The organism is Bradyrhizobium sp. CCBAU 11361 (genome assembly GCF_028128935.1).
Lineage (GTDB): Bacteria > Pseudomonadota > Alphaproteobacteria > Rhizobiales > Xanthobacteraceae > Bradyrhizobium > Bradyrhizobium niftali.
In genome coordinates this window covers 367,722-389,982 of record NZ_LBJZ01000200.1, presented here as the reverse complement: position 1 = coordinate 389,982, position 22,261 = coordinate 367,722, and the positions used below count along the sequence as shown (strand labels likewise).

17 protein-coding genes are annotated in these 22,261 nt (G+C 64.2%); 10 read left to right on the top strand and 7 right to left on the bottom strand.

Annotation, left to right across the window (positions count from 1 at the left end):
* Window positions 1-14: 14 nt before the first annotated feature.
* The 4 genes from XI08_RS45315 to XI08_RS45300 form a co-directional block, all read right to left on the bottom strand.
* On the bottom strand, window positions 15-2,882 hold the full coding sequence (locus XI08_RS45315) for a PAS-domain containing protein (protein ID WP_271579408.1): 2,868 nt from the start codon (window positions 2,880-2,882) through the stop codon (window positions 15-17).
* Between the two features lie 290 nt (window positions 2,883-3,172).
* Window positions 3,173-4,048: an acyl-CoA acyltransferase gene (locus XI08_RS45310; protein WP_271579407.1), complete on the bottom strand. Its 876-nt coding sequence runs from the start codon at window positions 4,046-4,048 to the stop codon at window positions 3,173-3,175.
* A 93-nt stretch (window positions 4,049-4,141) separates the two neighbouring features.
* The gene (locus XI08_RS45305; protein ID WP_271579406.1) at window positions 4,142-5,122 is read right to left on the bottom strand and encodes an amino acid--[acyl-carrier-protein] ligase; all 981 of its coding nucleotides are present in this window, start codon (window positions 5,120-5,122) and stop codon (window positions 4,142-4,144) included.
* 63 nt (window positions 5,123-5,185) lie between these two features.
* Window positions 5,186-6,403: an acyl-CoA dehydrogenase family protein gene (locus tag XI08_RS45300; RefSeq protein WP_271579405.1), complete on the bottom strand. Its 1,218-nt coding sequence runs from the start codon at window positions 6,401-6,403 to the stop codon at window positions 5,186-5,188.
* Window positions 6,404-6,756: 353 nt separating this feature from the next.
* Between XI08_RS45300 and XI08_RS45295 the strand changes: the two genes are divergently transcribed.
* From XI08_RS45295 to mtnA, 3 genes are all read left to right on the top strand, one after another.
* Window positions 6,757-7,029 (top strand): phosphopantetheine-binding protein, encoded by a 273-nt coding sequence (locus XI08_RS45295; protein WP_027542186.1) that lies wholly within the window; start codon window positions 6,757-6,759, stop codon window positions 7,027-7,029.
* A 268-nt stretch (window positions 7,030-7,297) separates the two neighbouring features.
* The gene (locus XI08_RS45290; RefSeq protein ID WP_271579404.1) at window positions 7,298-8,173 is read left to right on the top strand and encodes an S-methyl-5'-thioadenosine phosphorylase; all 876 of its coding nucleotides are present in this window, start codon (window positions 7,298-7,300) and stop codon (window positions 8,171-8,173) included.
* An 18-nt stretch (window positions 8,174-8,191) separates the two neighbouring features.
* Window positions 8,192-9,298: an S-methyl-5-thioribose-1-phosphate isomerase gene (mtnA, locus tag XI08_RS45285; RefSeq protein ID WP_271579403.1), complete on the top strand. Its 1,107-nt coding sequence runs from the start codon at window positions 8,192-8,194 to the stop codon at window positions 9,296-9,298.
* A 115-nt stretch (window positions 9,299-9,413) separates the two neighbouring features.
* Here the strand turns inward: mtnA and XI08_RS45280 are convergent, their stop codons facing one another.
* Window positions 9,414-10,049 carry an HAD-IA family hydrolase gene (locus XI08_RS45280; protein ID WP_271579402.1) on the bottom strand — a complete coding sequence of 212 codons (636 nt, stop codon included), beginning with the start codon at window positions 10,047-10,049 and terminating at the stop codon, window positions 9,414-9,416.
* A 103-nt stretch (window positions 10,050-10,152) separates the two neighbouring features.
* On the opposite strand from XI08_RS45280, the gene XI08_RS45275 reads away from it, so the two are divergent.
* Both XI08_RS45275 and XI08_RS45270 read left to right on the top strand, forming a co-directional pair.
* Window positions 10,153-10,911 (top strand): S1 family peptidase, encoded by a 759-nt coding sequence (locus XI08_RS45275; protein WP_271579401.1) that lies wholly within the window; start codon window positions 10,153-10,155, stop codon window positions 10,909-10,911.
* Between the two features lie 124 nt (window positions 10,912-11,035).
* Entirely contained in the window at window positions 11,036-12,538 is a 1,503-nt protein-coding gene (locus XI08_RS45270) for a flavin-containing monooxygenase (RefSeq protein WP_271579400.1), read from the top strand.
* A gap of 314 nt (window positions 12,539-12,852) precedes the next feature.
* On the opposite strand, the gene XI08_RS45265 is transcribed toward XI08_RS45270, so the two are convergent.
* Both XI08_RS45265 and XI08_RS45260 read right to left on the bottom strand, forming a co-directional pair.
* Window positions 12,853-13,779 (bottom strand): response regulator, encoded by a 927-nt coding sequence (locus XI08_RS45265; RefSeq protein WP_442869940.1) that lies wholly within the window; start codon window positions 13,777-13,779, stop codon window positions 12,853-12,855.
* Window positions 13,763-17,134, bottom strand: coding sequence for a hybrid sensor histidine kinase/response regulator (locus XI08_RS45260; RefSeq protein ID WP_271579399.1), 3,372 nt, complete (start codon window positions 17,132-17,134; stop codon window positions 13,763-13,765). Before XI08_RS45260 ends, XI08_RS45265 begins: the two co-directional genes overlap by 17 nt.
* A gap of 166 nt (window positions 17,135-17,300) precedes the next feature.
* Between XI08_RS45260 and urtA the strand changes: the two genes are divergently transcribed.
* The 5 genes from urtA to urtE all read left to right on the top strand — a co-directional run bounded on the left by urtA (window position 17,301) and on the right by urtE (window position 22,261).
* The gene (gene urtA, locus XI08_RS45255) at window positions 17,301-18,560 is read left to right on the top strand and encodes an urea ABC transporter substrate-binding protein (RefSeq protein WP_027542194.1); all 1,260 of its coding nucleotides are present in this window, start codon (window positions 17,301-17,303) and stop codon (window positions 18,558-18,560) included.
* 147 nt (window positions 18,561-18,707) lie between these two features.
* Window positions 18,708-19,634 (top strand): urea ABC transporter permease subunit UrtB, encoded by a 927-nt coding sequence (gene urtB, locus XI08_RS45250; protein ID WP_271579398.1) that lies wholly within the window; start codon window positions 18,708-18,710, stop codon window positions 19,632-19,634.
* Window positions 19,635-19,652: 18 nt separating this feature from the next.
* Window positions 19,653-20,795: an urea ABC transporter permease subunit UrtC gene (gene urtC, locus XI08_RS45245; RefSeq protein ID WP_271579397.1), complete on the top strand. Its 1,143-nt coding sequence runs from the start codon at window positions 19,653-19,655 to the stop codon at window positions 20,793-20,795.
* 10 nt (window positions 20,796-20,805) lie between these two features.
* On the top strand, window positions 20,806-21,561 hold the full coding sequence (urtD, locus tag XI08_RS45240) for an urea ABC transporter ATP-binding protein UrtD (RefSeq protein WP_271579396.1): 756 nt from the start codon (window positions 20,806-20,808) through the stop codon (window positions 21,559-21,561).
* A gap of 10 nt (window positions 21,562-21,571) precedes the next feature.
* Window positions 21,572-22,261: an urea ABC transporter ATP-binding subunit UrtE gene (gene urtE, locus XI08_RS45235; protein ID WP_271568163.1), complete on the top strand. Its 690-nt coding sequence runs from the start codon at window positions 21,572-21,574 to the stop codon at window positions 22,259-22,261.

The window sequence follows — 22,261 nt, the reverse complement described above, 5'->3', positions numbered from 1 at the left end:
TGTGGGCGGCGCCCTTACGCCACGCGGCGAACCGCGTTCAGCGTCTCGATGGTGCGCCCGACCTCGGTCGCCGGGCACGGTCTGCCGAAGTAATAGCCCTGCACCGCGGTGCAGCCGCATTCGCGCACGAAGTCGAGCTGCTCCTCGGTCTCCACACCCTCAGCCGTGGTCTCGACGCCGAGCACGGAGCCGAGGCTCGCGATGGTGCGGACGATAGCGACGCTCTCCGGGCTTTCGCCGAGGGTGCCGACGAAGGAGCGGTCGATCTTGATGCGGTCGAACGGAAACTTGCGCAGATAGCTCAGCGAGGAATAGCCGACGCCGAAATCATCGAGGCTGACGCGCACGCCGAGTGCGCGAAGCTGGTGCAAAATCTCGATCGTCGCCTCGCTGTCGTCGAGCAGTGCGGTCTCGGTGACCTCGAGCTCGAGCCGCTGCGGCGGCAGGCCGGCCTCCGCGAGCGCGCTCGTGACCATCGCCGCCAGCCCGCGCGAGCGGAACTGCACCGGCGACAGGTTCACCGCGACCGTGACATCGGGCCAGGACGCCGCGGTCGCGCAGGCCGTGCGCAGCACCCATTCGCCGATCGGAACGATCAGCCCGTTCTCTTCGGCGATCGGAATGAACTCGGCCGGCGAGACGAAGCCGCGCGAGGGATGCTTCCAGCGCAGCAGCGCCTCGAAGCCGGTGAGCTCGGAGGAGTCGAGCCGCACCTGCGGCTGGAACACCAGGTGGAATTCACGCGCCTCCAGTGCGCCGCGCAGATCGTGCTCCAGCGCGTGCCGGCTGCGGGCTTCTTCCTCCATCTCGGGTTCGAACAGCTGATAGGCGCCGCGCCCCCTGGCCTTGGCCTGGTACAGCGCGAGGTCGGCGCATTTCATCAGCTCGTCGGCATCGAGCCCGTGATCGGGCGCGATCGCGATACCGACGGAGGCGCCGACATGGATCGACTGGCTTTCCAGCGGTGGCGGGTGGCCGATGATCTCGACCAGGCGGCGTGCGAGCTTTTCGGCCGACTGTGGCTGCGGGCCGCGCTGGAGAACGGCGAACTCGTCGCCGCCGAGGCGCGCGACGGTGTCGTGCTCGCCGACATTCTCCTTCAGGCGCGCGGCGACCCAGCGCAGCAGGCGATCGCCGGCGGCATGGCCGAGCCTGTCGTTGACGGTCTTGAAATTGTCGAGGTCGAAGCACAGCACCGCCATGGCGCCGCCGGCGATCGCGACCTGGTTCAGTCCCTCGCCCATCTTCTCGCGGAACAGCGTGCGGTTGGGCAGGTCGGTGAGTGAATCGTGCCGAGCCATGTGCGCGACGCGGGCCTGGGCCTTGTGGCGCTCGGTGACGTCCTCATAGGTGACGACCCAGCCACCAAGCTCCATCCGCTTGTGATTGAGCTTGATGATACGGCCGTCGCTCAAATGGCGGTGCAGCGTGTGCTCGCCCTCGCGCAGCCTTTCGACATAGTCGGCGTAGAGCCTGGCGCTGGTCGTGTTCGGATGGATGCCGAGCTCGCAGCTGTGATCCATGATCTCGCGCATCGAAATGCCCGGCTTCACAACGTCGGGCGATAGCCCGTACATCTCGATATAGCGGCGATTGCAGACGATCACGCGCAGGCTCGAATCGAGCATGCACAGGCCCTGGCTCATGTTGTTCAGCGCCGCGTCGAAGCGGCGATACTGCTCGCTCAGCTCCTCGATCGCGCGCTCGCGCTCGGTGATGTCCTCATAGGTGGCGACGAAGCCGCCCTCGGCCAGGGCGCAGTAGCGCACCGAGATCACGGTGTCGTTCGTCATGCGCCGGCGCATCGGCGAGGAATCGCGGTTCGCGATCCGCGCGCTGGCGGCTTCCAGGAGCTGTTGGGGGCTGTATTCCGAAGCGAACGCGCCGTTCGCCATCGACCGTTCGATCAACTCGCCGAGATGCGTGCCGGGCCTGGTTTCCTCCGGCGACAGCCAGTAGATCTTGCGGTAGGTGGTGTTGCAGACGCGCAGGCGCATGTCGCTGTCGTAGAAGGCGAGCCCGTGCGCCATGTTCTCCATCGCCGCGTCGAGGATGAAGTTCTGCTGCCTCAGCGTCTCCTCGTATCGCAGCCGTTCGGTGACGTCTTCGTGCACCGTCACCCAGCCGCCGTCGGGCAGGAAGCGGGAGACCGCCTGCACCATCCGCCCGTCGTAGCGCATCACCAGCAGCGTCTTCGCCTTCTGGCCGCGCACGTCCTCGAGCCTGGTGTCGCGGAATTCGTCGGCCGACATGCCCGGCGTATTGCCGCGCGAGAGCCAGTGTTCGATGGCCGCGCTGTGCGTGACGCCCGGCTTCACGATTTCGGGGTCGAGGTTGTAGAGGTTCAGGAAGCGTTCGTTGCAGACGACGAGGCGGCTGTCGGCGCCGTACATGATGAGGCCGTGGGACATGTTGGCGAGCGCATGCTGGCTGCGTTCGGTCTGCACGCGCAATTCCGCCTCGAGCCGGGAGAGGCGGCTGACGTCGTCGCAGATCGTCATCCAGCCGCCGCCGGGAAGCGGCTTCAGCTCGAGTGCCATGACGAGGCCGGTCGACAGCCGTTGCTCGGTACGGAACGGCTTGCCGCCTGCGATTTGCGCGATCCGCGTCGAATACAGCGTGTCGAGCTCGCTTTCCGGAAAATTCCCACGCGTCGCGCTGTGCGCGAGCACCTCGCGATAGCTCGTGCCCACCCGCACGACATCGGCCGACATGCCGAACAGGCTGAGGTAACGCTGGTTGACCAGCACGATCCTGTTGTCGGCATCGTAGACGCAGACGCCCTGCTCCATGTGGTCGAGCGCAAGCTGGCTCAGCGCGACCAGGGCCTCCGGGCCCTGCTCGCGGCGTGCACCAAGCTCGTTATCGCAGGTCGACGTCATGGGGTCGGCGTGATCTCGGCGGGCAATCGACTTAACGCAGCGTAATTCGAGCACCGAGGGTAACGAAGACCCCGGAAAATTCCCTTAAGCGCAGTAGTTTACGGAGGGTGACTGGCAATGCGGAGAGTGCGCGACACGAGCGCGCGAGTGCGAAGGTAGCTGCAAGCCAGAGTTGGCCGGGAGCGCGCGACAAATCTCAGTCCCGTAGCCCGGATGAGCGCAGCGATATCCGGGGCAGTCGTTCCCGCATGTCGCTACGCTCATGCGGGCTACAGGGACGGATCGATCTCCTACGGCCCGTAGAGCACGAGTTCCGTGTCGGTGAGATCGGCGAGCTGCGGCTGGTGCGGGCCCTTGTAATATTTGCGGCCACGCCGCTCAGTATAAATACCGACGAGGCCGGGAACCGGGCCGTTGGCATCGAGAGCCACCGCGATCTTGCCGAGCCGCAGCAGCAGCCGGCCGATGCGGCCTGCGCAGGCGGCGTACTCGGCGGCGCTGCGGCAGTAGATCAGCTTCATCGCGGGCGGCGCGATGAAGCCGCGGCGGATGCGCACCGGTTGCAGGATGAAGGGGAAGGTTCCCTGCGGCGTGCGGCAGACGAGGCTGAGGCAATTGTAGCGCGCATGCCGCGTCAGCAGTTCGGTCTCGGCCTCGGAAAGTCCCTCGATCGTCTTGGCGTGCTGCGAGACGACTTCGATCTTGCTCCAGCGCGGGGGCCGCGCCAGTGCAGGCACCGAAAAGAATATGCCGCGGCAATAGGCGCGAAAACCCTGCGTCTCGATGATCGGCCAGGTCCAAGGCGCCGGGCTGATGTTGAGATAGGTCACGTCCTTGTGCCGCTGCGCGATCTTGGTCAGCAGCGGGGCGTAGTTGCGATAGGCCGGATCGACATACCAGCTCGACAAATTGCACTGGATCGCGGTCTCTTCGCAGTCCTTCCGTGCCGTGTAGATCAGCAGCAGCACGCCGACCGGCGTGCCGTCATTGTCGAGCATGTAGCCGAAGCGCGGATAGCCCTCCGGCACGGGCCGGAAGGCCTGCCGGCGCAGGCCCTGCATCCAGTAATTGCGCGAGCGGCCGACGAAGCCGCGCGTCAGCAGGTCCGCGACCGCATCGACGTCGGCCTCGGTGATCTCGCGGCATCTGACCTTGGTGTGGATCACGCTCGTCTTACCCGTGGAAATGGCAGGCCTCGTTCGGTCTATCGTTTCAGCATGATCTTTTCGGAAAACCGCTTCGCACTTTTCCGGATCATGCTAGCGCCAGCCCTCGCCATGGGCATCGGCCGCGAGATGCGGCTGCAGGCCGAGGATGTCCCGCACCTTGGCGGGCCAGGCCGAAAGGTCTGTGCCGTGCGTGTGGAACATCGCGACGGCGAGCCGGTCCATGCCGAAGGCGACGCAGCCGGTGTGGGCCGGCTCGCCATTGGCGTCCTGGATGCCCCAGGTCGTGCCGAAATGCTCGCGGTGATAGTTGAAGCTCATGCAGGCGGTCGGCTGTTCTTCCGAGCGCAGCGGGATCAGGAGCTCGAACTTGAGCTGCTGCTGCTTCTGGCTCACCGCCTTCATCTGGCCGACGCGGCCGAAGAAGGGATCGCTGGCATAGTCGACGCGGAAGGTCAGGCCGAGATCGCGGGCGATCGCCTGCGCGCGCACCATCCAGCGCTCGCGGAAATCGGAAACGTCATCGGGCGTGCCGATGCAGACATATTCGCGCATCCGGAACGATTGCAGCCGGTCGAGATGTTTCGACGGCTCGCGGCGGAAGCAGTCCGCGGCGACGTCGAAGCGGAGGCCGCCCTTCGGCAAGGGTCCGCGGCTGGCCGCGATCGGATAGACGGGGTAGCAGGCGGCCGGCGACAGCACGAGGTCGGCCGGCGAGAGCGACGTGGTCCAGTCGCCTCCGGCGTCGAAGCGGCTGACCGCGGCGTTGATCTCGCGCTCGGTGCCGTGCAGGCCGCAGACGCAGCCGAGCAGGTTCGGAAAGCTCTTGAGATAGCCGGACTTCTCGAGCTGTGCGCGGCTCATCACCGGTGGAAAGCGCAGCGCTTCGGTGCCGGCTTCGCGATGGCTGGTGATCAGCGCGGCGAGACGCTCGACGATGCCCTCGTAGAGCGCGGTGCGGGCATAGACGCCGTCCGAGCCCATGCTGTGGAACAGCTTGTCGGCGAGATGATCGAGCGGATCTGAGATTTGCGGCGCGGTGTCAGGCGAGTTGGGGAGAACAGCAATGTTCATATTCGACTTCCTGCTATCTGAAATTGTTCTTATTGGGCGAAGGCACGTCAGTCTCGAAAAGTGTCAGTCCCGAAGGCTCGCCGGAATGCCGCTCATCAGCGTCGCGGTCGCGGCGTTGGCCAGAATACGGTCGTTGTTGATCATGATCGGCGACGACAGCACGTCGCGCAGGTGACGGCCCATGGTGAATTCGCCGTCGTTGCGGTAGCCGGAAAGACCCGCGGTGCGCATCGCATGCATCACGGTCTCGACTGCGAGCTCGGAGGCCTGCACCTTCAGAAGCGTGATCGACGACTGGAAGTCGAGCGAGCCGAGTGCGCGCTCGTCGTGCTCGGCGCGGGCGAAGGCGTCGATATTGGCAGCGATCAACGCGCGCAGCTTTGCCAGCGACATCTTCGCGGCCGTGAAATGCGCAGCCGCCGGCGGCATCTGGCCGCCGGAGCTGCGGGCCGCCTTGCGGATGAAGGCCTGCGCGCGCGTCACGGCCGCAGCGGCAATGCCGGCCCAGGCGGAGGACCAGCACAGATGCGCGAACGGCGTCATCGTCTGGGCATGGATCTTGTCGTAGGCTTCCGGGAAGACACGGTCGGACGGGCAGTCGACCCTCAGCTCGAAACCGGTGGAGCAGGTGCCGCGCATGCCGAGCGTTTCCCAGCCCAGCGTCCGCTTCAGCGAGTAATCGTCCTTGGCGAGCGCCAGCAGCACCTGGTCGGAGGCGGCGGCGTCGGTGGCGCGGCGGGCGATGGTGACGAGGCCGTCGGCCTCGGCGCCGTAGGAGATCACGGTGGCGTCGCGCAGTAGCGAGACGGTGTCGCCGGCGACGTCGACGGCCGCCGCGCTGGCGCGGATGTTGCCGCCGTTCTGGCCTTCGGTGGTGGAGGAGGCGAGCAGCCACTGGTCGCGGGCGACCCGGCGCATCATGGTTTCCATCCAGGGAATGCCGTGGCCGTGCCTGACGACGCAGGCGACCTTGGTCTGGTGCATTGCGTAGATCATCGCGGTCGAGGCACAGGCCCGCCCGAGCGTGTAGCAGATGTCGGTGACGTCGTAGATCGAGGCGCCGAAGCCCCCGAACTCGACCGGGATCATGACGCCGAGCAATTTCTGCTCACGCGCGATGTCGAAAGCCTTGTGCGGGAAGCGGGCGTCGCGATCGACCCCGTCTGCGTCGGCCGCTGCCGCTGCAGCGGTTCGGGTGGCGCGCTCGATCAGGGAGGGACCCTGCTCGAGGAGGATCGTCTGCGTTTCGTCGACAGTGAGGACTGCTTCACGCACGTTCATGCTCGTCCGCCTCCGGTTTGCCGTTCGAGATCGCCGGCATCATTCGCGATGCCGTGTAAGCGATCCTCCGACCATCTTTGCTTGTGAGACGAGGCTAGGGATTTAATTCAAATTCGTCGATGAAATACAGGGTAAACAAAGCCAAATTCCGAACGAACAGTTAAGGGCCGGTTGTTGGCATGGTCGGAATTTCCGTGATCACGTTAGGGATCTGGAAGAAGCCAGGATTCCAGACAATCTGAGTCATCGTTTACTAAGAAACGCGAAGTAATGGTGCCGGCCATTGCGAGATCGGCCGTCCCTGCCCATCGTAGGCGGCAGTCCGGTCCGACTAGACAAACGGGAATTTGCCGATGCAGGCCTTCAATACCGACGTGCGCAATCGCATCATCAAGCTGGTGAAGGGCATCCTCGAACAGAACGCGCTCGCCGCGGACGTCACGCCGTCGGCAAAGCTCGTCGACGTCGGCCTGACCTCGATGGACATGGTCAACCTGATGCTCGGCGTCGAAGCCGAGTTCGACTTCACCATTCCGCAGTCGGAGATCACGCCGGAGAATTTCCAGTCCGTCGAGACGCTGGAGCGGATGGTGATGACCCAGTTGCAGCCGGCGACCGCGGCTTAGTCAAATCTATCGGCGTCGTCCCGGCGAAGGCCGGGACCCATACCGCGGAATCCATCGATCGCGGATGGTTGTAGTCCCGAACGACCAGTTTTAGCCAAACCACTCCCTGTGGCTATGGGTCCCGGCCTTCGCCGGGACGACATTGAATGTGCGGCGAGCGCCTCACGCTCCTCATAGCACCGCCCCCACCCCCAACCCCCGTTCCAAAACCGCCGCAAAACTGGCATAGCTTAACCATGTCTCGTGGAGCAGACAGGGTGGAACAGGCATGACGCAGGCGGTATTGGGCATCATCGGCGGCTCCGGCATCTATGACCTGCCGGGCCTCGAGGGTGCGCGCGAAGAGGTGATCAAGAGCCCGTGGGGCGAGCCGTCGGCGCCCCTGCGGCGCGGGACCATTGCAGGCCTGCCGATCGTGTTCCTGCCGCGGCACGACAAGGGGCACAGGCTGTCGCCCTCCGACATCAACTATCGCGCCAATATCGACGTCCTGAAGCGGGCCGGTGTCACCGACCTGATCTCGCTGTCGGCCTGCGGCTCGTTCAAGGAAGAGATGCCGCCCGGCACCTTCGTGCTGGTCGATCAATTCGTCGATCGCACCCACAAGCGCGAGAGCTCGTTCTTCGGCCGCGGCTGCGTCGCGCATGTGTCGATGGCCCATCCGGTCTCGCCGCGGCTGCGCATCCACCTCGCCGCGGCTGCCGAGGCCGAGGGCATCGCAATCGCGCGCGGCGGCACCTATGTCTGCATGGAAGGGCCCCAGTTCTCGACCCTTGCGGAGAGCATGATCTACAAGACCCTTGGCTATTCCGTGATCGGCATGACCAACATGCCCGAGGCGAAGCTCGCGCGCGAAGCAGAGCTCTGCTACGCCACGGTGGCGATGGTGACGGATTTCGACTGCTGGCATCCCCACCATGACGCCGTCACCGTGCAGGACATCATTCGCGTGCTGACCTCGAATGCCGACAAGGCAAAGGCGCTGGTGGCGCGGCTGGCGCAAGACTTTCCGCGTGAGCATGAGCCGTGCCCGATCGGTTCGGATCGCGCGCTCGATACCGCGCTGATCACCGCGCCCGAGGCGCGTGACCCGGAGCTTCTGAAGAAGCTCGATGCGGTGGCAGGGCGCGTGCTGCGGGCGTGATACGAAAGGCAGAACGCCATGAAGGTCGACGGCAAGCATTTCCGCAGCATCTGGCGCGAGCGCGACGGCTGGTCGGTCGGCGCGATCGACCAGCGCCGGCTGCCGCATGAGTTCATTGTCGCGCGCCTGACCTCGTGTGACGACGCGGCAGTGGCCATCCGCGACATGCTGGTGCGCGGCGCGCCGCTGATCGGTGCCACCGCGGCCTATGGCATGGCGCTCGCGATGCGCGAGGACGCTTCCGATGCCGGCCTGAAGCGCGCCTACGAGACGCTCGTCGTGGCACGCCCGACCGCAATCAATCTGAAATGGGCCCTGGACGAGATGCGTGCGACGCTCGCGCCGATCGATCCCGTTGAACGGGCGGAGGCGGCCTATGCCCGCGCCGATGAGATCGTCGAGCAGGACGTCGAGATCAATCGTGGCATCGCCGCCAACGGCCTGACGCTGATCGAGGCGATCGCGGCGAAGAAGCCGGGCGAGACGGTCAACGTGCTGACCCATTGCAACGCCGGCTGGCTTGCGACCGTCGACTGGGGCACGGCGACGGCACCGATCTATCTGGCGCATGAGCGCGGCTTCAAGATCCATGTCTGGGTCGACGAGACGCGGCCGCGTAACCAAGGGGCCTCGCTCACGGCCTGGGAGTTCGGCCATCACGGCGTGCCGCACACGGTAATCCCCGACAACACCGGCGGCCATCTGATGCAGCACGGCATGGTCGATCTCGCCATCGTCGGCACCGATCGCGTCGCCGCCAATGGCGACGTCTGCAACAAGATCGGCACGTATCTCAAGGCGCTCGCCGCGCACGACAACGGCGTGCCGTTCTACGTCGCGCTGCCGTCGCCGACGATCGATTTCGCCGTCCATGACGGCATCCGCGACATCCCGATCGAGCAGCGCAGCGGCGTGGAGGTCACCGACATGACCGGCCGCACCGCCGACGGAAGGCTGGAGACGGTGCGCATCGTGCCGGAGGGCTCGCCGGTCGCGAATTACGCGTTTGACGTGACGCCGGCGCGTCTCGTCACCGGCCTCATCACCGAACGAGGTGTGCTGAAGCCCGACCGCGCCTCGCTCGCAGCCGCGTTTCCCGAGCGGATCGCCGCCGCGGCGGAGTAGGGCGTTTCACGAGACAGTCGCCCCGATCTCGTCATTGCGAGCGCAGCGAGGCAATCCAGACTGTGGTGGGATTCTGGATTGCTTCGCTGGGCTCGCAATGACGGAGAATGGCGCTCTAGCGGAGTTTGAGCCCTGTCGCCTTCTCGAGCTCGGCGATCGCCTGGGCGCCGCTGGTGACCTTGATGGTGGTCATGCCCATCTCACGCGCGGGTTTCAGATTGACGCCGAGATCGTCGAGATAGACGCAATTCCTTGGATCGACCTTCAGTGTTTCGACCATCATTTTGTAAATGCGTGGGTCGGGTTTGCGCAGGCCGATCTTGGCGGACTCGATGACGTGGTCGAAGAGCACCATCACCTCGGCGATGTAGAGCGAGCGCCCGGTCATGCTGCCGATGGCGTTGGCGGGCAGATTGTTGGTGATGCAGCCGGTCTTGAGCCCGGCCTTGATGCGCTTCAAAGCTTCGACCATCTCGGGACGCAGATCGCCCTGGAGCAGCGGCAGCACGTCGCGGCCGCGCACCTCCGCGCCGAGCGCGCGCGACTCCTCCGCGAACAGCGTGTCGAAGATGTCGATGTCGACCTCGGCGCGCTCGAACCTGGCCCAGGCGTTCTCCAGATGATTGGCGGCGTTGGTGCGCCGGATGATGTCGATCGGCAGTCCACGCTCGGTCTCGAACCGCGCGAACGCCTCGAACGGCGAGCTCGTCAGCACGCCGCCAAAATCAAAGATCACAGCCTCGATCGCCAATGTCCTGCCCTCGTCAATTCCTTTCCAAGACGGCTAGCATGCGCTATCGGCAAGGGCCAGTCCGAAGCAACCCCACCCAAGGCCGCGGCCAAGGCGTGTTCCCATGAAGAAGCTTGCAATTCTCATCGTCGCTGCGCTGCTGCTCGCCACGCCCGCCGATGCTATCGTCGGTGGCGGCACGCCGCAGACCGATGGCGTTGCGCGTGCCGTCGTCACCATCGTCGGCTCACGCGGCAATTTCTGCACCGGCAGCCTGATCGCGCCAAGACTCGTGCTCACCGTCGCCCACTGCGTGCAGCCCGGCGCGGACTACAAGATCGTCGATCGCGGCGCCGACGGCCAGCCGCAATTGCTGAATGTCCGCACCGTCGCGATCCATCCAAGCTTCAACATGCAGGCGATGCAGGCACATCGCGCCACCGCCGACGTGGCGCTGCTGCAACTGGAAATTCCACTCAAGGGAAAATCGACGGTGCCGGTCGGCATGCCGAATATTCCAATCCAGGTCGGCAACCGCTTCGTCATCGCCGGCATTGGCGTCACCGTGCGCGGTGACGGCAAGAGCGGCGGCGCGACGCGCGTCGCGGGCCTCGTCGTCACCGGCCAGCCCGGCACCCTTCAGATCCGGCTGGTCGATCCCGTAACCAACGGTGTTCGCGACGGAATTGGCGCCTGCACCGGTGATTCCGGCGGTCCCGTGTTCGAGGACAAGCCGAACGGCGCCGTGCTCGTCGGCCTCATCAGCTGGTCCACGGGGCCGAACGGCGCCGCCGGTTGCGGCGGGCTGACCGGCGTCACGCCGCTCACGCTATACCGCGACTGGATCTTGCAGACCGCGCGGAGCTGGGGTGCGGCGCTGTGATTTGACCGCAACTTGATCTGTGCCATGTTGAAGCGGAAGCGCGGCGGGTGATCATGCCTGTCGCGGAGGAAACGCGTCGCTCATCAAGGGCGGCCAAAAAGACAAGCAAGGCATAGAAGCAACAATGAATGTCGCTGTTCGCAGTCACGCCACGGCCAAACAGGTTTCAGAGCATTTCGACGTGCTGATCGTCGGTGCCGGCATCTCCGGCATCGGCAGCGCCTATCACGTCACCAAGCAGCTTCCGGGCACAAGCTACGTGATCCTGGAGACGCAGGAGACGTTCGGCGGCACCTGGACCACGCATCGCTATCCCGGAATTCGCTCGGACAGCGACCTCCACACTTTCGGCTACAGCTTCAAGCCGTGGGTCGGGCCGCCGATCGCGACCGCCGAAGAGATCCTCGCTTACATGAACGAGGTGATCGAGGACAACGACATCGCGCGGCATATCCGCTACAAGCACAAGATCAATTCGGCGAGCTGGTCGAGCGAGCAGAATCTCTGGACCATCGAGGCGGTGACGACCGACACCGGCGAGCCCAAGACCTTCACCGCAAACTTCCTCTGGATGTGCCAGGGCTATTATCGCCATTCCGAGGGTTACACGCCCGAGTGGAAGGGCATGGACCGCTTCAAGGGCCGCATCGTCCACCCGCAGACCTGGCCTGATGACATCGACCTCACGAACAAGAAGGTCGTCGTGATCGGCTCGGGCGCGACGGCGGCGACGCTGGTGCCGAACATCGCCGACACATGCGCGCATGTCACCATGCTCCAGCGTTCGCCGACCTATTTCAGGCTCGGCCGCAACGCCATCGAGATCGCGGAGGAGTTGCGCCGGCTCCAGGTCGACGAGGAATGGATCCACGAGATCGTCCGCCGCAAGATCCTGTTCGAGCAGGATGCGTTCACAAAGCTCTGCGTGTCGAAGCCCGAGCAGGTGAAGAAGGAACTGATCGGCCAGATCAGCGCGGTTCTTGGTCCGGATTACGACGTCGAGACGCACTTCACGCCGAGCTACCGGCCGTGGCGGCAGCGCATCGCCTTCGTGCCGGATGCCGACCTGTTCAAGGGCATCGCCAGCGGCAAGGCCTCCGTCGTCACCGACGAGATCGAATGCTTCGTCGAGAACGGCATCCAGCTCAAATCGGGCAAGCTGCTCGAAGCCGATGTCATCGTGACCGCGACCGGCTTCAACCTTGCGGCGCTGGGCGACATTGCCTTCGAGATCGACGGCAAGCCGCTCGCCTTCGGCGACACCGTCACCTATCGCGGTATGATGTTCACGGGTGTGCCGAACATGGTCTGGGTGTTCGGCTATTTCCGCGCCAGCTGGACGTTGCGCGTCGACCTCGTCGCCGATTTCGTCTGCCGCCTGCTCGGACACATGAAGGCGAAGGGCAAAAAGAAGGTCGAGGTGAGCTTGCGTCCCGAAGACCACAACATGCCGATCCTGCCCTGGATCGATCCGGAAAACTTCAATCCCGGCTACATGATGCGCAACATGAATCTGTTGCCCAAGCGCGGCGACAAGCCGGAATGGCAGCACAGCCAGGATTACTGGACCGAGAAGGACGAGATCCCGAAGACGGATCTGGACGACAAAGCGTTCGTTTACGGGTGAGGTGGGGCGTCCGTGCAAGGGGCGGCTAGCGATCGCCCAATATTCCGCTGTCGTCCCGGCGAAGGCCGGGACCCATACCGCGAGGTCTATCGATTGCGGATGGTGCTAATCCCGCACGACCAATCTTCGCCAAATCTCTCCCTGTGATTATGGGTCCCGGCCTTCGCCGGGACGACACCGTCTGTTGGGCATGCGGCGCCTCAACTCATTCACGCCGCAGCTACGAATTCCACTGTCGTCCCGGGGGCGCGAAGCGAGCCCGGGACGACCACAGTTGGTTGGGTGAACGGCGTCTCAACTCATTCGCAGTACCGTCACGAATTCCGCCTTGTCGCATTCGCCGCAATCGCCGCCGCCGCCGTCCGGTTCTCGACCCCCAGCTTCGAATAGATCTGCTCGAGATGCTTGTCGACCGTGCGCGGGCTCAATCCCAGGATCTGCGCGATGTCGCGGTTGGTCTTGCCTTTGCTGAGCCACGCCAGCACCTCGCCTTCGCGGGTGGTGAGACCGAGCTCGCTGGTGAATTCGGGGGGCAGCGCCGAGCCGGACTCCTTGGACAGCCGCAGCAGGAACTCGTTGGGCGCGGTTTCGCCCATGTAATAGAACCGGAGCTGCGGATTGTCGGGCAGGGAAGCACCTTGCGACTTCGAGCTGCCCTTGCCCTTGGCCTGCTCCAGCCATTGCAGCAGTGATGGCGGCAGGGCGAAGTCGTCGGCCTGTGCGCCGTGGTGGTCGGACAGCAGCTTCTGCGCCTGCGGGGTCGCCCAGAGGATGTTGCCCTGGCGGTTGACCGCGAACAGGAAGCGGCCGGAGACGTCGAGCGCGGCGCGCGCGCTCTGGGTCAGGCGGGCGTTGCCGAGATGGACACGGATGCGCGCCAGCATCTCCTCGATCACGATCGGCTTGGTCACGTAGTCGACGCCGCCGGCGTCCAGCCCGCGCACGATATGCTCGGTCTCGGCAAGGCCGGTCATGAAGATCACGGGGATGTTGGCAAGGCCCGCATCGCGCTTGAGGCGGCGGCAGGTCTCGAAGCCGTCCATGCCGGGCATTACCGCATCGAGCAGCACGATGTCGGGCGTGATCTGGTCGACGATGCGCATCGCGGCCGCGCCGTCGAGTGCCACCATCACCGTCATGCCGGCGCCGTCGAGCGCGTCGGTGAGCAGTCGCAGCGTTTCGGGAGAGTCATCCACAACGAGCGCGACGTCGCGCTTCTTCGACTCAATGCTCATGCGCATGCAACGTCTTCAATGTGGCCATGTACTGGTCGAGATCGAAGCGGTCGACCAGCGATCGCATCTGGGCGACGAAATCGGCATGCTCCGGATGCTCGCTGCCGATCTCGTCGAGCTTCAGCTGGATGCCCTTGACGTAGCCGATCTGGCCGAGCCCGATCAGCTCCTCGATGTGTCGCGCCGGCGGCCTTGAGCCGCTCTCGGGCTGCCAGAACGGCACCGCGATCTCGTCCGGGCCGTACTGCCACTCGATCTTGAGCAGCTGACGGATCGTCTCCAGCAGCCGCGGAATGTCGATCGGCTTCATCAGATAGCCGTCGTGGAACGGCTGTGCCAGCGGCGTGCCGTGAGCCTCGAGCGCACTTGCCGAGACCATCAGGATCCGGGCCTGGTGATGGCCGCTCGCGCGCAGCGTCTCCGCGACCGTCCAGCCGTCCATGCCGGGCATGGAGATGTCGAGCAGGAACAGATCGGGCCGGCAATGCTGCGCCAGCGCGAGGCAGCCCGGGCCGTCGGTGGCGCTGAGCAGGATGAAGCCGAGCGGCGTCAGCACCTCGCGCAGGAGGTCGCGATGAACGGGGTCGTCGTCGGTGATCAGGATCGTCTTGCGCGCGCCGTGATAGCCGGAGACCGGTGCCTCCACCGGCGCGATGCGCTGGGGATTGGCGACCTCCGACAGCAGGATCTTGACCTTGAACGTGCTGCCGGTGCCGACCGTGCTCACGACCTTGATGTCACCGCCCATGACGCCGGCGAGCAGCCGGCTGATGGTCAGCCCGAGGCCCGTTCCGGTCTGCGGCTGCGAGACACCGAGGGCGCCGCGTTCGAACGGCGCGAAGATGCGCTCGAGATCGTCGCCCTGGATGCCGGGACCGGTGTCGATCACCTCGAACTCGGCAACGGGGCTGCGATAATGTACGACGAACTGCACGCTGCCGGCCTGGGTGAATTTGATCGCGTTGGAGAGCAGATTGATCAGCACCTGGCGCAGCCGCTTCTCGTCGGCATACACGACGACCGGTAAATGCGCCGGACGCCTGAACACGAAGTCGATGCCCTTGGCGGCGGCCTGAAGCCGGAACATGCCGACGAGCTGGTCGAGGAATTCGCTGAGGCGCACCTCGTCGCGCGAGAGATACAGCCGCCCCGCCTCGATCTTGGAGATATCCAGAATGCCGTCGATCAGACCGGAGAGATGGTCGGCGCTGCGGCGGACGACGCGGACCTGGTCGCGCGGCTTGGTGTTCAGCGTCGCATCCTGCTCGAGGAGCTGCGCATAGCCGCTGATCGCATTCAGCGGCGAGCGCAGCTCGTGGCTGAGGCCGACGACATAGCGGCTCTTGGCGAGGTTGGCGGATTCGGCGACCTCCTTGGCGCGCTGGAGCTCGGCGTCGGTGCGCTTGTGCGCGTCGATCTCCTGGATCAGCAGCGTGGTTTGCCGCCGCGTCTCGGCCTCCGCGGCGCGGCGGCTCTGCTGCGCCAGCACGAACAGCCAGGCCACCACGCCGATGATGATGCTGAGCGAGAAGAACACCTTCCACAGCACGTCGGAGACGAGCATGTTCTCGCCATGCACGCTCGCGGAGGTCTGGAGATAGATCAGCCCCAGCACGAGCGCGACGAGCCCGGCCGAGATCACGAACACGCCGATGTAATGGCCGAGCTGCGAATTGATCCGCTGGTAGATCGGCTGCGGCAGGATCTTGCCGAGCGTCTCGGAGAACTGCGTCTGTGCGCGCGCATGCGGCTTGCAGAGGTCGTGGCAGCGGGCGTCGAGCGAACAGCACAGGGAGCAGATCGGCCCGGCGTAAGCGGGGCAGGAGGCCATGTCCTCCGGTTCGAACGAGTGCTCGCAGATGCAGCACTGGATCGCCTCGATGTTCTGCCAGCTCCGCTTCGGTTTGCGCGCGATATAGTATTTGCCGCCGGTCGCCCATGCGATCAGGGGGGCGGCGAGGAAGGCAACCGCCAGCGCGATGAAGGCCGACAGCGCCTTCGCGGTCGGCCCGAACAGGCCGTAGAAGGCGCTGATGGAGAGAATGGTCGCGATCGTCATCGCGCCGACGCCGACCGGATTGATGTCGTAGAGATGCGCGCGCTTGAACTCGATCTGCTGCGGCCGCAAGCCAAGCGGCTTGTTGATGACGAGGTCGGCGACCAGGGCGCCGACCCAGGCGATCGCGACGTTGGAATAGAGCGCCAGCGTCTGCTCCAGCGCCTTGTAGACGCCGATCTCCATCAACAGCAGCGCCACGATGACGTTGAAGACCAGCCAGACCACGCGGCCGGGATGGCTGTGGGTCAGGCGCGAGAAGAAGTTCGACCAGGCGATCGACCCGGCATAGGCGTTGGTGACGTTGATCTTGACTTGCGATAGGATCACGAAGGTGCCGGTCAGCGCCAGCGCGAGGTCGGGCTGCGACAGCACGTATCGAAAGGCTTCGAGATACATATGCGCCGGCTCGGCGGCCTCTTCGGGCGGCACGCCGTGGCCGAGCGCGAAGAAGGCGAGGAACGAGCCCGCCAGAAGCTTCAGCGCGCCGAGCACGATCCAGCCGGGCCCCGCGCTCATCAGTGCGATCCACCAGGAGGTCCTGGAGGCGCGACGGTCGCGCGGCAGGAATCGCAGGAAGTCGACCTGCTCGCCGATCTGCGCCACGAGCGAGAACACGACCGAGGCCGCAACACCGAACAGCAGCAGATCGAAATGTCCGTTGAGGTCGCCGTGCTCGCCCGAGAACTTGCGCCACTCCGTAAAGGAGTGTGGGTTGTGCCAGGCGATCGCTGCAAACGGCATGATGTGGAGCACGATCCAGAGTGGCTGGGTCCAAAGCTGGAAGCGGCTGATCAGTGTGATGCCGTAGGCCACCAGCGGGATGATGACGACGGCGCTGATGAGATAGCCTACGGGGCGCGGAATCCCGAAGCACATCTCGAGCGCGGACGCCAGGATCACCGCTTCGATCGCAAAGAAGATGAAGGTGAAGGACGCGTAGATCAGCGAGGTGATGGTCGAGCCGATGTAGCCGAAACCAGCGCCGCGCGTCAGCAGGTCAATGTCGATGCCGCATTTGGCGGCATAATAGGCAATCGGCACGCCGCAGCAGAAAATGATGGTCGAAACCACGAGGATCGCGGCGGTGGCGTTGGCGACGCCGTAGTTCAGGGTGATGGTGCCGCCGATCGCCTCCATCGCCAGGAACGAGATCGCGCCCAGCGCGGTGTTGGCGACGCGGGCGGTGGACCAGCGGCGCGCGCTCTTGGCCGTGAAGCGCAGCGCGTAGTCTTCCAGCGTCTGGTTGGCGACCCATTGGTTGTACTGGCGCCTGACGCGGTCTATTCGCTGCCGCCCTGCCACTTAACCCCACTCCGATACGACCCGGATCCCTCGCAAAACCCGTGCCAAAAGCCTACGTCGGCATTTTGCGGTGCAGTATACGCGATCTTGCGTATGCTTGCGTTGCACAAATTCGAGCCATCCTCACGGCACCAATCGCGTGTCCTCGAACAAAAGTGGGGTGCTCATGTCAGACGAAGCAAACAAGGGCCTGTTGTCGCCGCTCCGGCGCAAATTATTGATGGGAATGGCGGCCGTGCCGGCCATCACGATGCTGCCGCGGGCGTCTTTTGCGCAGGCCCCGGCGACCTCGGCGGTCAATACCACGGGTCTCGCAGTCACCGACACCGAGGTGACGGTCGGCATCCTGCATTCGGCGACCGGCACCATGGCCATCTCCGAGACCGGCTCGATCGAAGCTGAAAAGCTCGCCATCGAGCAGATCAACGCCATGGGCGGCGTGCTCGGCCGCAAGATCAAGTTCATCCAGGAAGACGGCGCCAGCGACTGGCCGACCTTCGCCGAAAAGGCCAAGAAGCTGCTCGTCAACGACAAGGTCGCGGCGATCATGGGCTGCTGGACCTCGGCCTCGCGCAAGGCCGTGCTCCCGGTCATGGAGCAGTACAACGGCATGCTCTACTACCCGACCTTCTACGAAGGCCTCGAGCAGTCCAAGAACGTGATCTACACCGGCCAGGAGGCGACCCAGCAGATCCTCGCGGGCCTGAACTGGATCGCGAAGGAGAAGGGCGCGAAGTCGTTCTTCTTCATCGGCTCCGACTACATCTGGCCGCGCACCTCGAACAAGATCGCGCGCAAGCACGTCGAGAACGTGCTGAAGGGCAAGGTCGTCGGCGAGGAGTATTATCCGCTCGGCAATACCCAGTTCAATTCGGTCATCAACAAGATCAAGCTGACCAAGCCCGACGTGATCTTCACCGACGTCGTCGGCGGTTCCAACGTCGCGTTCTACAAGCAGCTCAAGGCTGCCGGCATCGACCTCGCCAAGCAGCCGCTCTTGACGATCTCGGTGACCGAAGACGAAATCGACGGCATCGGCGGTGAGAACATCGCGGGCGCCTATGCCTGCATGAAGTACTTCCAGTCGCTCGACAACCCGAACAACAAGACCTTCGTGCCCGCGTTCAAGAAGCTGTGGGGCGAGAAGACCGTGATCGGAGACGTCACCCAGGCTGCCTATCTCGGCCCGTGGCTGTGGAAGTTGACGGTCGAGAAGGCCGGCTCCTTCGACGTCGACAAGATCGCGGCGGCTTCGCCGGGCGTGGAATTCAAGGGTGCTCCGGAAGGTTACGTGCGCATCCACGAAAATCATCACCTCTGGTCGAAGACCCGGGTGGGGCGCGCCAAGCTCGATGGCCAGTTCGAGCTGATCTACGAGACCGCCGATCTCGTCGAGCCGGATCCGTTCCCCAAGGGCTACCAGTAGGAAGCGCTACAGTAAGAAGCGCAGCCTCTGCCGCGGTCTCCCTCAAGGCAAAACCGCTCCCTGGCGTGGATCGCAAGTCCATGCCCAAGACCCCCGCGTCGCGAACCTGTTCGCGACGCGGGACCCTTTCCCTGACGGAGGACATCGATGTTCGGCGACTACTCGATTGGCGACCTTGGCTCCATCTTCGTCATGCAGGGTTTTGCGGGACTGATCCTGTTCTCGGTCTACGTGCTGATGGCGCTTGGTCTTGCGATCATCTTCGGCCAGATGGGCGTCATCAACATGGCCCATGGCGAGTTCATGATCCTCGGGGCCTACGTCACCTGGATGACCTCCAATCTATTCCAGACCTATTTGCCGAGCCTGTTCGGCGGCTACTTCTTCCTCGCGATGATCCTGGCCTTTGTCGCGTCCGGCGCGCTGGGCATGCTGGTGGAATGGGTGCTGATACGGCACCTCTACAAGCGCCCGCTCGATACGCTGCTCGCCACCTGGGGCCTCAGCCTCATGCTGCAGCAGGCCTATCGTTCCGTGTTCGGCGCACGCGAGGTCGGCGTCGAGCTGCCGCAATGGATGCTCGGCTCGCTGCACGTGACCGACAGCATCGAGGTGCCGATCAACGGCGTCTTCGTGATGTGCCTCACCGTGCTGATCACCATCGGCGTCGCCTATGTCATGTACAAGTCGCGCTGGGGCCGTCAGGTCCGCGCCGTCGTGCAGAACCGCATCATGGCTGGCGCGGTGGGCATCAACACCGAAAAGGTCGATCGCTACACCTTCGGTCTCGGTTGCGGCATCGCCGGTGTCGCCGGCAGCGCCTTCACGATGATCGGCTCCACCGGGCCAACCTCTGGGCAGCTCTACATCGTCGATACGTTCCTGGTGGTCGTGTTCGGCGGTGCCGCCAGTTTGATCGGCACCATCGCCTCGGCCTTCTCGATCTCGCAGACGCAATCCACCCTCGAATTCTTCATGTCGGGCTCGATGGCGAAAGTGCTGACGTTGCTCGCGGTTGTCGGAATCCTGATGCTGCGGCCGCAAGGGCTGTTCGCCCTCAAGGTCCGCAAGTGAGAAACTGGGGCTGATGCAATGACCGACAATCGCTTCTTCAACCGATCGGAGCTCATCGGAATTCTGGTGCTCGCGGTCTTCCTGGTGGTGATCCTGCCGCTCACACTTGATGTCTTCAGGCTCAATCTGGTCGCGAAATACCTGACCTATGCCTTCGTCGCGCTGGGGCTGGTGATCTGCTGGGGCTATGGCGGCATTCTCAGCCTCGGTCAGGGCGTGTTCTTCGGGCTCGGCGGCTACTGCATGGCGATGTTTCTCAAGCTCGAGGCGTCGAGCGTGGAGAACACCAAGATCCAGTCGACGCCCGGCATTCCCGATTTCATGGACTGGAATCAGATCACCACGCTGCCGCTGTTCTGGAAGCCATTCAGCAGCCTCACCTTCACGATCGCCGCAATCGTTCTCGTGCCTGGCATCTTCGCTCTCATCATCGGCACCGCGATGTTCAAGCGCCGGGTCGGCGGCACCTACTTCGCCATCATCACCCAGGCGGTCGCGGCCATCCTCACCATCCTGATCGTGGGACAGCAGGGCTACACCGGCGGCATCAACGGCATGACCGACCTGCGGACGTTGAAGGGCTGGGACATCCGGCCTGATCACGCCAAGATCGTGCTGTACTTCTTCGAGGTCGGACTGCTGTTCGCCTGCATCATGATCGCGCAGTTCGTCCGTCACTCAAAGCTCGGGCGCATCCTGGTCGCGATGCGGGAGAAGGAGGACCGGGTCCGCTTCTCCGGCTACAGCGTCGCGAACTTCAAGATCTTCGCCTTCTGCATCGCCGCCGTGTTCGCTGCGATCGGCGGCGCCATGTTCGCGCTCAATGTCGGCTTCATGTCGCCGTCCTTCGTCGGCATCGTGCCGTCGATCGAGATGGTGATCTACACCGCGGTCGGCGGCCGGCTCTCGATCCTCGGCGCGGTCTACGGCACGCTGCTGGTCAACTTCGCCAAGACCAGCCTGTCGGAAACCTTTCCCGATTTGTGGCTGTTCGGTCTTGGCGGATTGTTCATCGCCGTGGTCCTGGCCTTCCCGAACGGTCTCGCTGGGATCTGGGGCGACTACGTGCAGCCGCGCATCGATCGCCTGATCTCGTCGCGCAAACCGAAACCTGACGGCTGGACCGACAGTTCGGTCGCCGACGGCGCCCCGGCAGAGTGAGGAGATCATCATGCTCGTAGGTCACCAGCCCAAGGAATTCCTGCTCGCCGTCGAAGCGCTGACCGTCTCGTTCGACGGCTTCAAGGCGGTCAACGATCTCTCCTTCTATGTCGACGAGAACGAGATCCGCGTCATCATCGGCCCCAACGGTGCCGGCAAGACCACCGTGCTCGACCTGATCTGCGGCAAGACCAAAGCAACGTCGGGCTCGATCCAGTTCCGTGGCAAGGAGCTGACGCGGATGAAGGAAAACGAGATCGTCAAGACCGGCGTCGGCCGCAAATTCCAGAACCCCTCGATCTACGACGATCTCACGGTGTTCGAGAATCTCGAGATCTCGTATCCGCGCGGCCGCTCGGTGTTCGGCGCGCTGACCTTCACCCGCGACGCCGCCGTGCGCGACCGGGTGCACGAGGTCGCCGAGATGATCTTCCTGAACGACCGGCTCAACGTGAACGCCGATCTGCTCAGTCACGGCCAGAAGCAATGGCTCGAGATCGGGATGCTGCTGATACAGGACCCGGACCTCTTGATGCTGGACGAGCCCGTCGCCGGCATGAGCGTGTCCGAGCGCGCCAAGACCGCCGAGCTTCTCAACCGCATCATCAAGAACCGTTCGGTGCTGGTGATCGAGCACGACATGAAATTCGTCGAGGATATCGCGCACAAGGTCACCGTGCTCCACCAGGGCCAGATCCTCTCCGAGGGCACCATGGAGAAGGTGAAGAACGATCCCAAGGTCGTTGAAGTCTATCTCGGTCACTAGGAGCGCGATGATGCTGGCAATTTCCGATCTTCACGTCGCCTACGGCCAGAGCGAGGTGCTGCACGGGCTCAACGTCAAGGTCGCGCCGAACGAGATCGTCGCGATCATGGGCCGCAACGGCATGGGCAAGACCACGCTGATGAAATCGCTGATGGGCATCCTGCCCGCCAAGAGTGGCTCGGTGACCATGGACGGCGCCGAGCTCGGTGGTCTGCCGAGCTACGAGCGGGTGGCCAAGGGCCTCGCCTATGTGCCGCAGGGCCGCATGATCTTCTCCACCATGACGGTGAAGGAGAACATCGAAACCGGCCTCGTCGTCTCCGGCGGGACCGAGGTGCCTGAAGACATCTATGAATTATTCCCGGTGCTGCTTGAGATGAAGGGCCGCCGCGGCGGCAATCTCTCCGGCGGCCAGCAGCAGCAGCTCGCGATCGCACGCGCACTCGCGACCAAGCCGAAGGTGCTGCTGCTGGATGAGCCGACCGAAGGCATCCAGCCTTCGATCATCAAGGATATGGCGCGCACCCTGAAACGCATCCGCGACGAGAAGGGCCTGTCGATCGTCGTGTCCGAGCAGGTCCTGAGCTTCGCACTCGATATCGCCGACCGTGTGCTGGTGATCGAGAACGGCGAGATCGTGCGCGACGATCCGCGCGACAGCGTCGATGCCGCGCAGGTCTCCAAATATCTGTCCGTCTAA

What these genes read in the sequence shown, in the direction of transcription:
- XI08_RS45315 (WP_271579408.1), bottom strand. Translation starts at nt 2,882, where the DNA reads ATGACGTCGACCTGCGATAACGAGCTTGGTGCACGCCGCGAGCAGGGC.
- XI08_RS45305 (WP_271579406.1), bottom strand. Translation starts at nt 5,122, where the DNA reads ATGAACATTGCTGTTCTCCCCAACTCGCCTGACACCGCGCCGCAAATC.
- XI08_RS45300 (WP_271579405.1), bottom strand. Translation starts at nt 6,403, where the DNA reads ATGAACGTGCGTGAAGCAGTCCTCACTGTCGACGAAACGCAGACGATC.
- XI08_RS45295 (WP_027542186.1), top strand. Translation starts at nt 6,757, where the DNA reads ATGCAGGCCTTCAATACCGACGTGCGCAATCGCATCATCAAGCTGGTG.
- XI08_RS45290 (WP_271579404.1), top strand. Translation starts at nt 7,298, where the DNA reads ATGACGCAGGCGGTATTGGGCATCATCGGCGGCTCCGGCATCTATGAC.
- mtnA (WP_271579403.1), top strand. Translation starts at nt 8,192, where the DNA reads ATGAAGGTCGACGGCAAGCATTTCCGCAGCATCTGGCGCGAGCGCGAC.
- XI08_RS45275 (WP_271579401.1), top strand. Translation starts at nt 10,153, where the DNA reads ATGAAGAAGCTTGCAATTCTCATCGTCGCTGCGCTGCTGCTCGCCACG.
- XI08_RS45270 (WP_271579400.1), top strand. Translation starts at nt 11,036, where the DNA reads ATGAATGTCGCTGTTCGCAGTCACGCCACGGCCAAACAGGTTTCAGAG.
- XI08_RS45265 (WP_442869940.1), bottom strand. Translation starts at nt 13,779, where the DNA reads ATGCGCATGAGCATTGAGTCGAAGAAGCGCGACGTCGCGCTCGTTGTG.
- urtA (WP_027542194.1), top strand. Translation starts at nt 17,301, where the DNA reads ATGTCAGACGAAGCAAACAAGGGCCTGTTGTCGCCGCTCCGGCGCAAA.
- urtB (WP_271579398.1), top strand. Translation starts at nt 18,708, where the DNA reads ATGTTCGGCGACTACTCGATTGGCGACCTTGGCTCCATCTTCGTCATG.
- urtC (WP_271579397.1), top strand. Translation starts at nt 19,653, where the DNA reads ATGACCGACAATCGCTTCTTCAACCGATCGGAGCTCATCGGAATTCTG.
- urtD (WP_271579396.1), top strand. Translation starts at nt 20,806, where the DNA reads ATGCTCGTAGGTCACCAGCCCAAGGAATTCCTGCTCGCCGTCGAAGCG.
- urtE (WP_271568163.1), top strand. Translation starts at nt 21,572, where the DNA reads ATGCTGGCAATTTCCGATCTTCACGTCGCCTACGGCCAGAGCGAGGTG.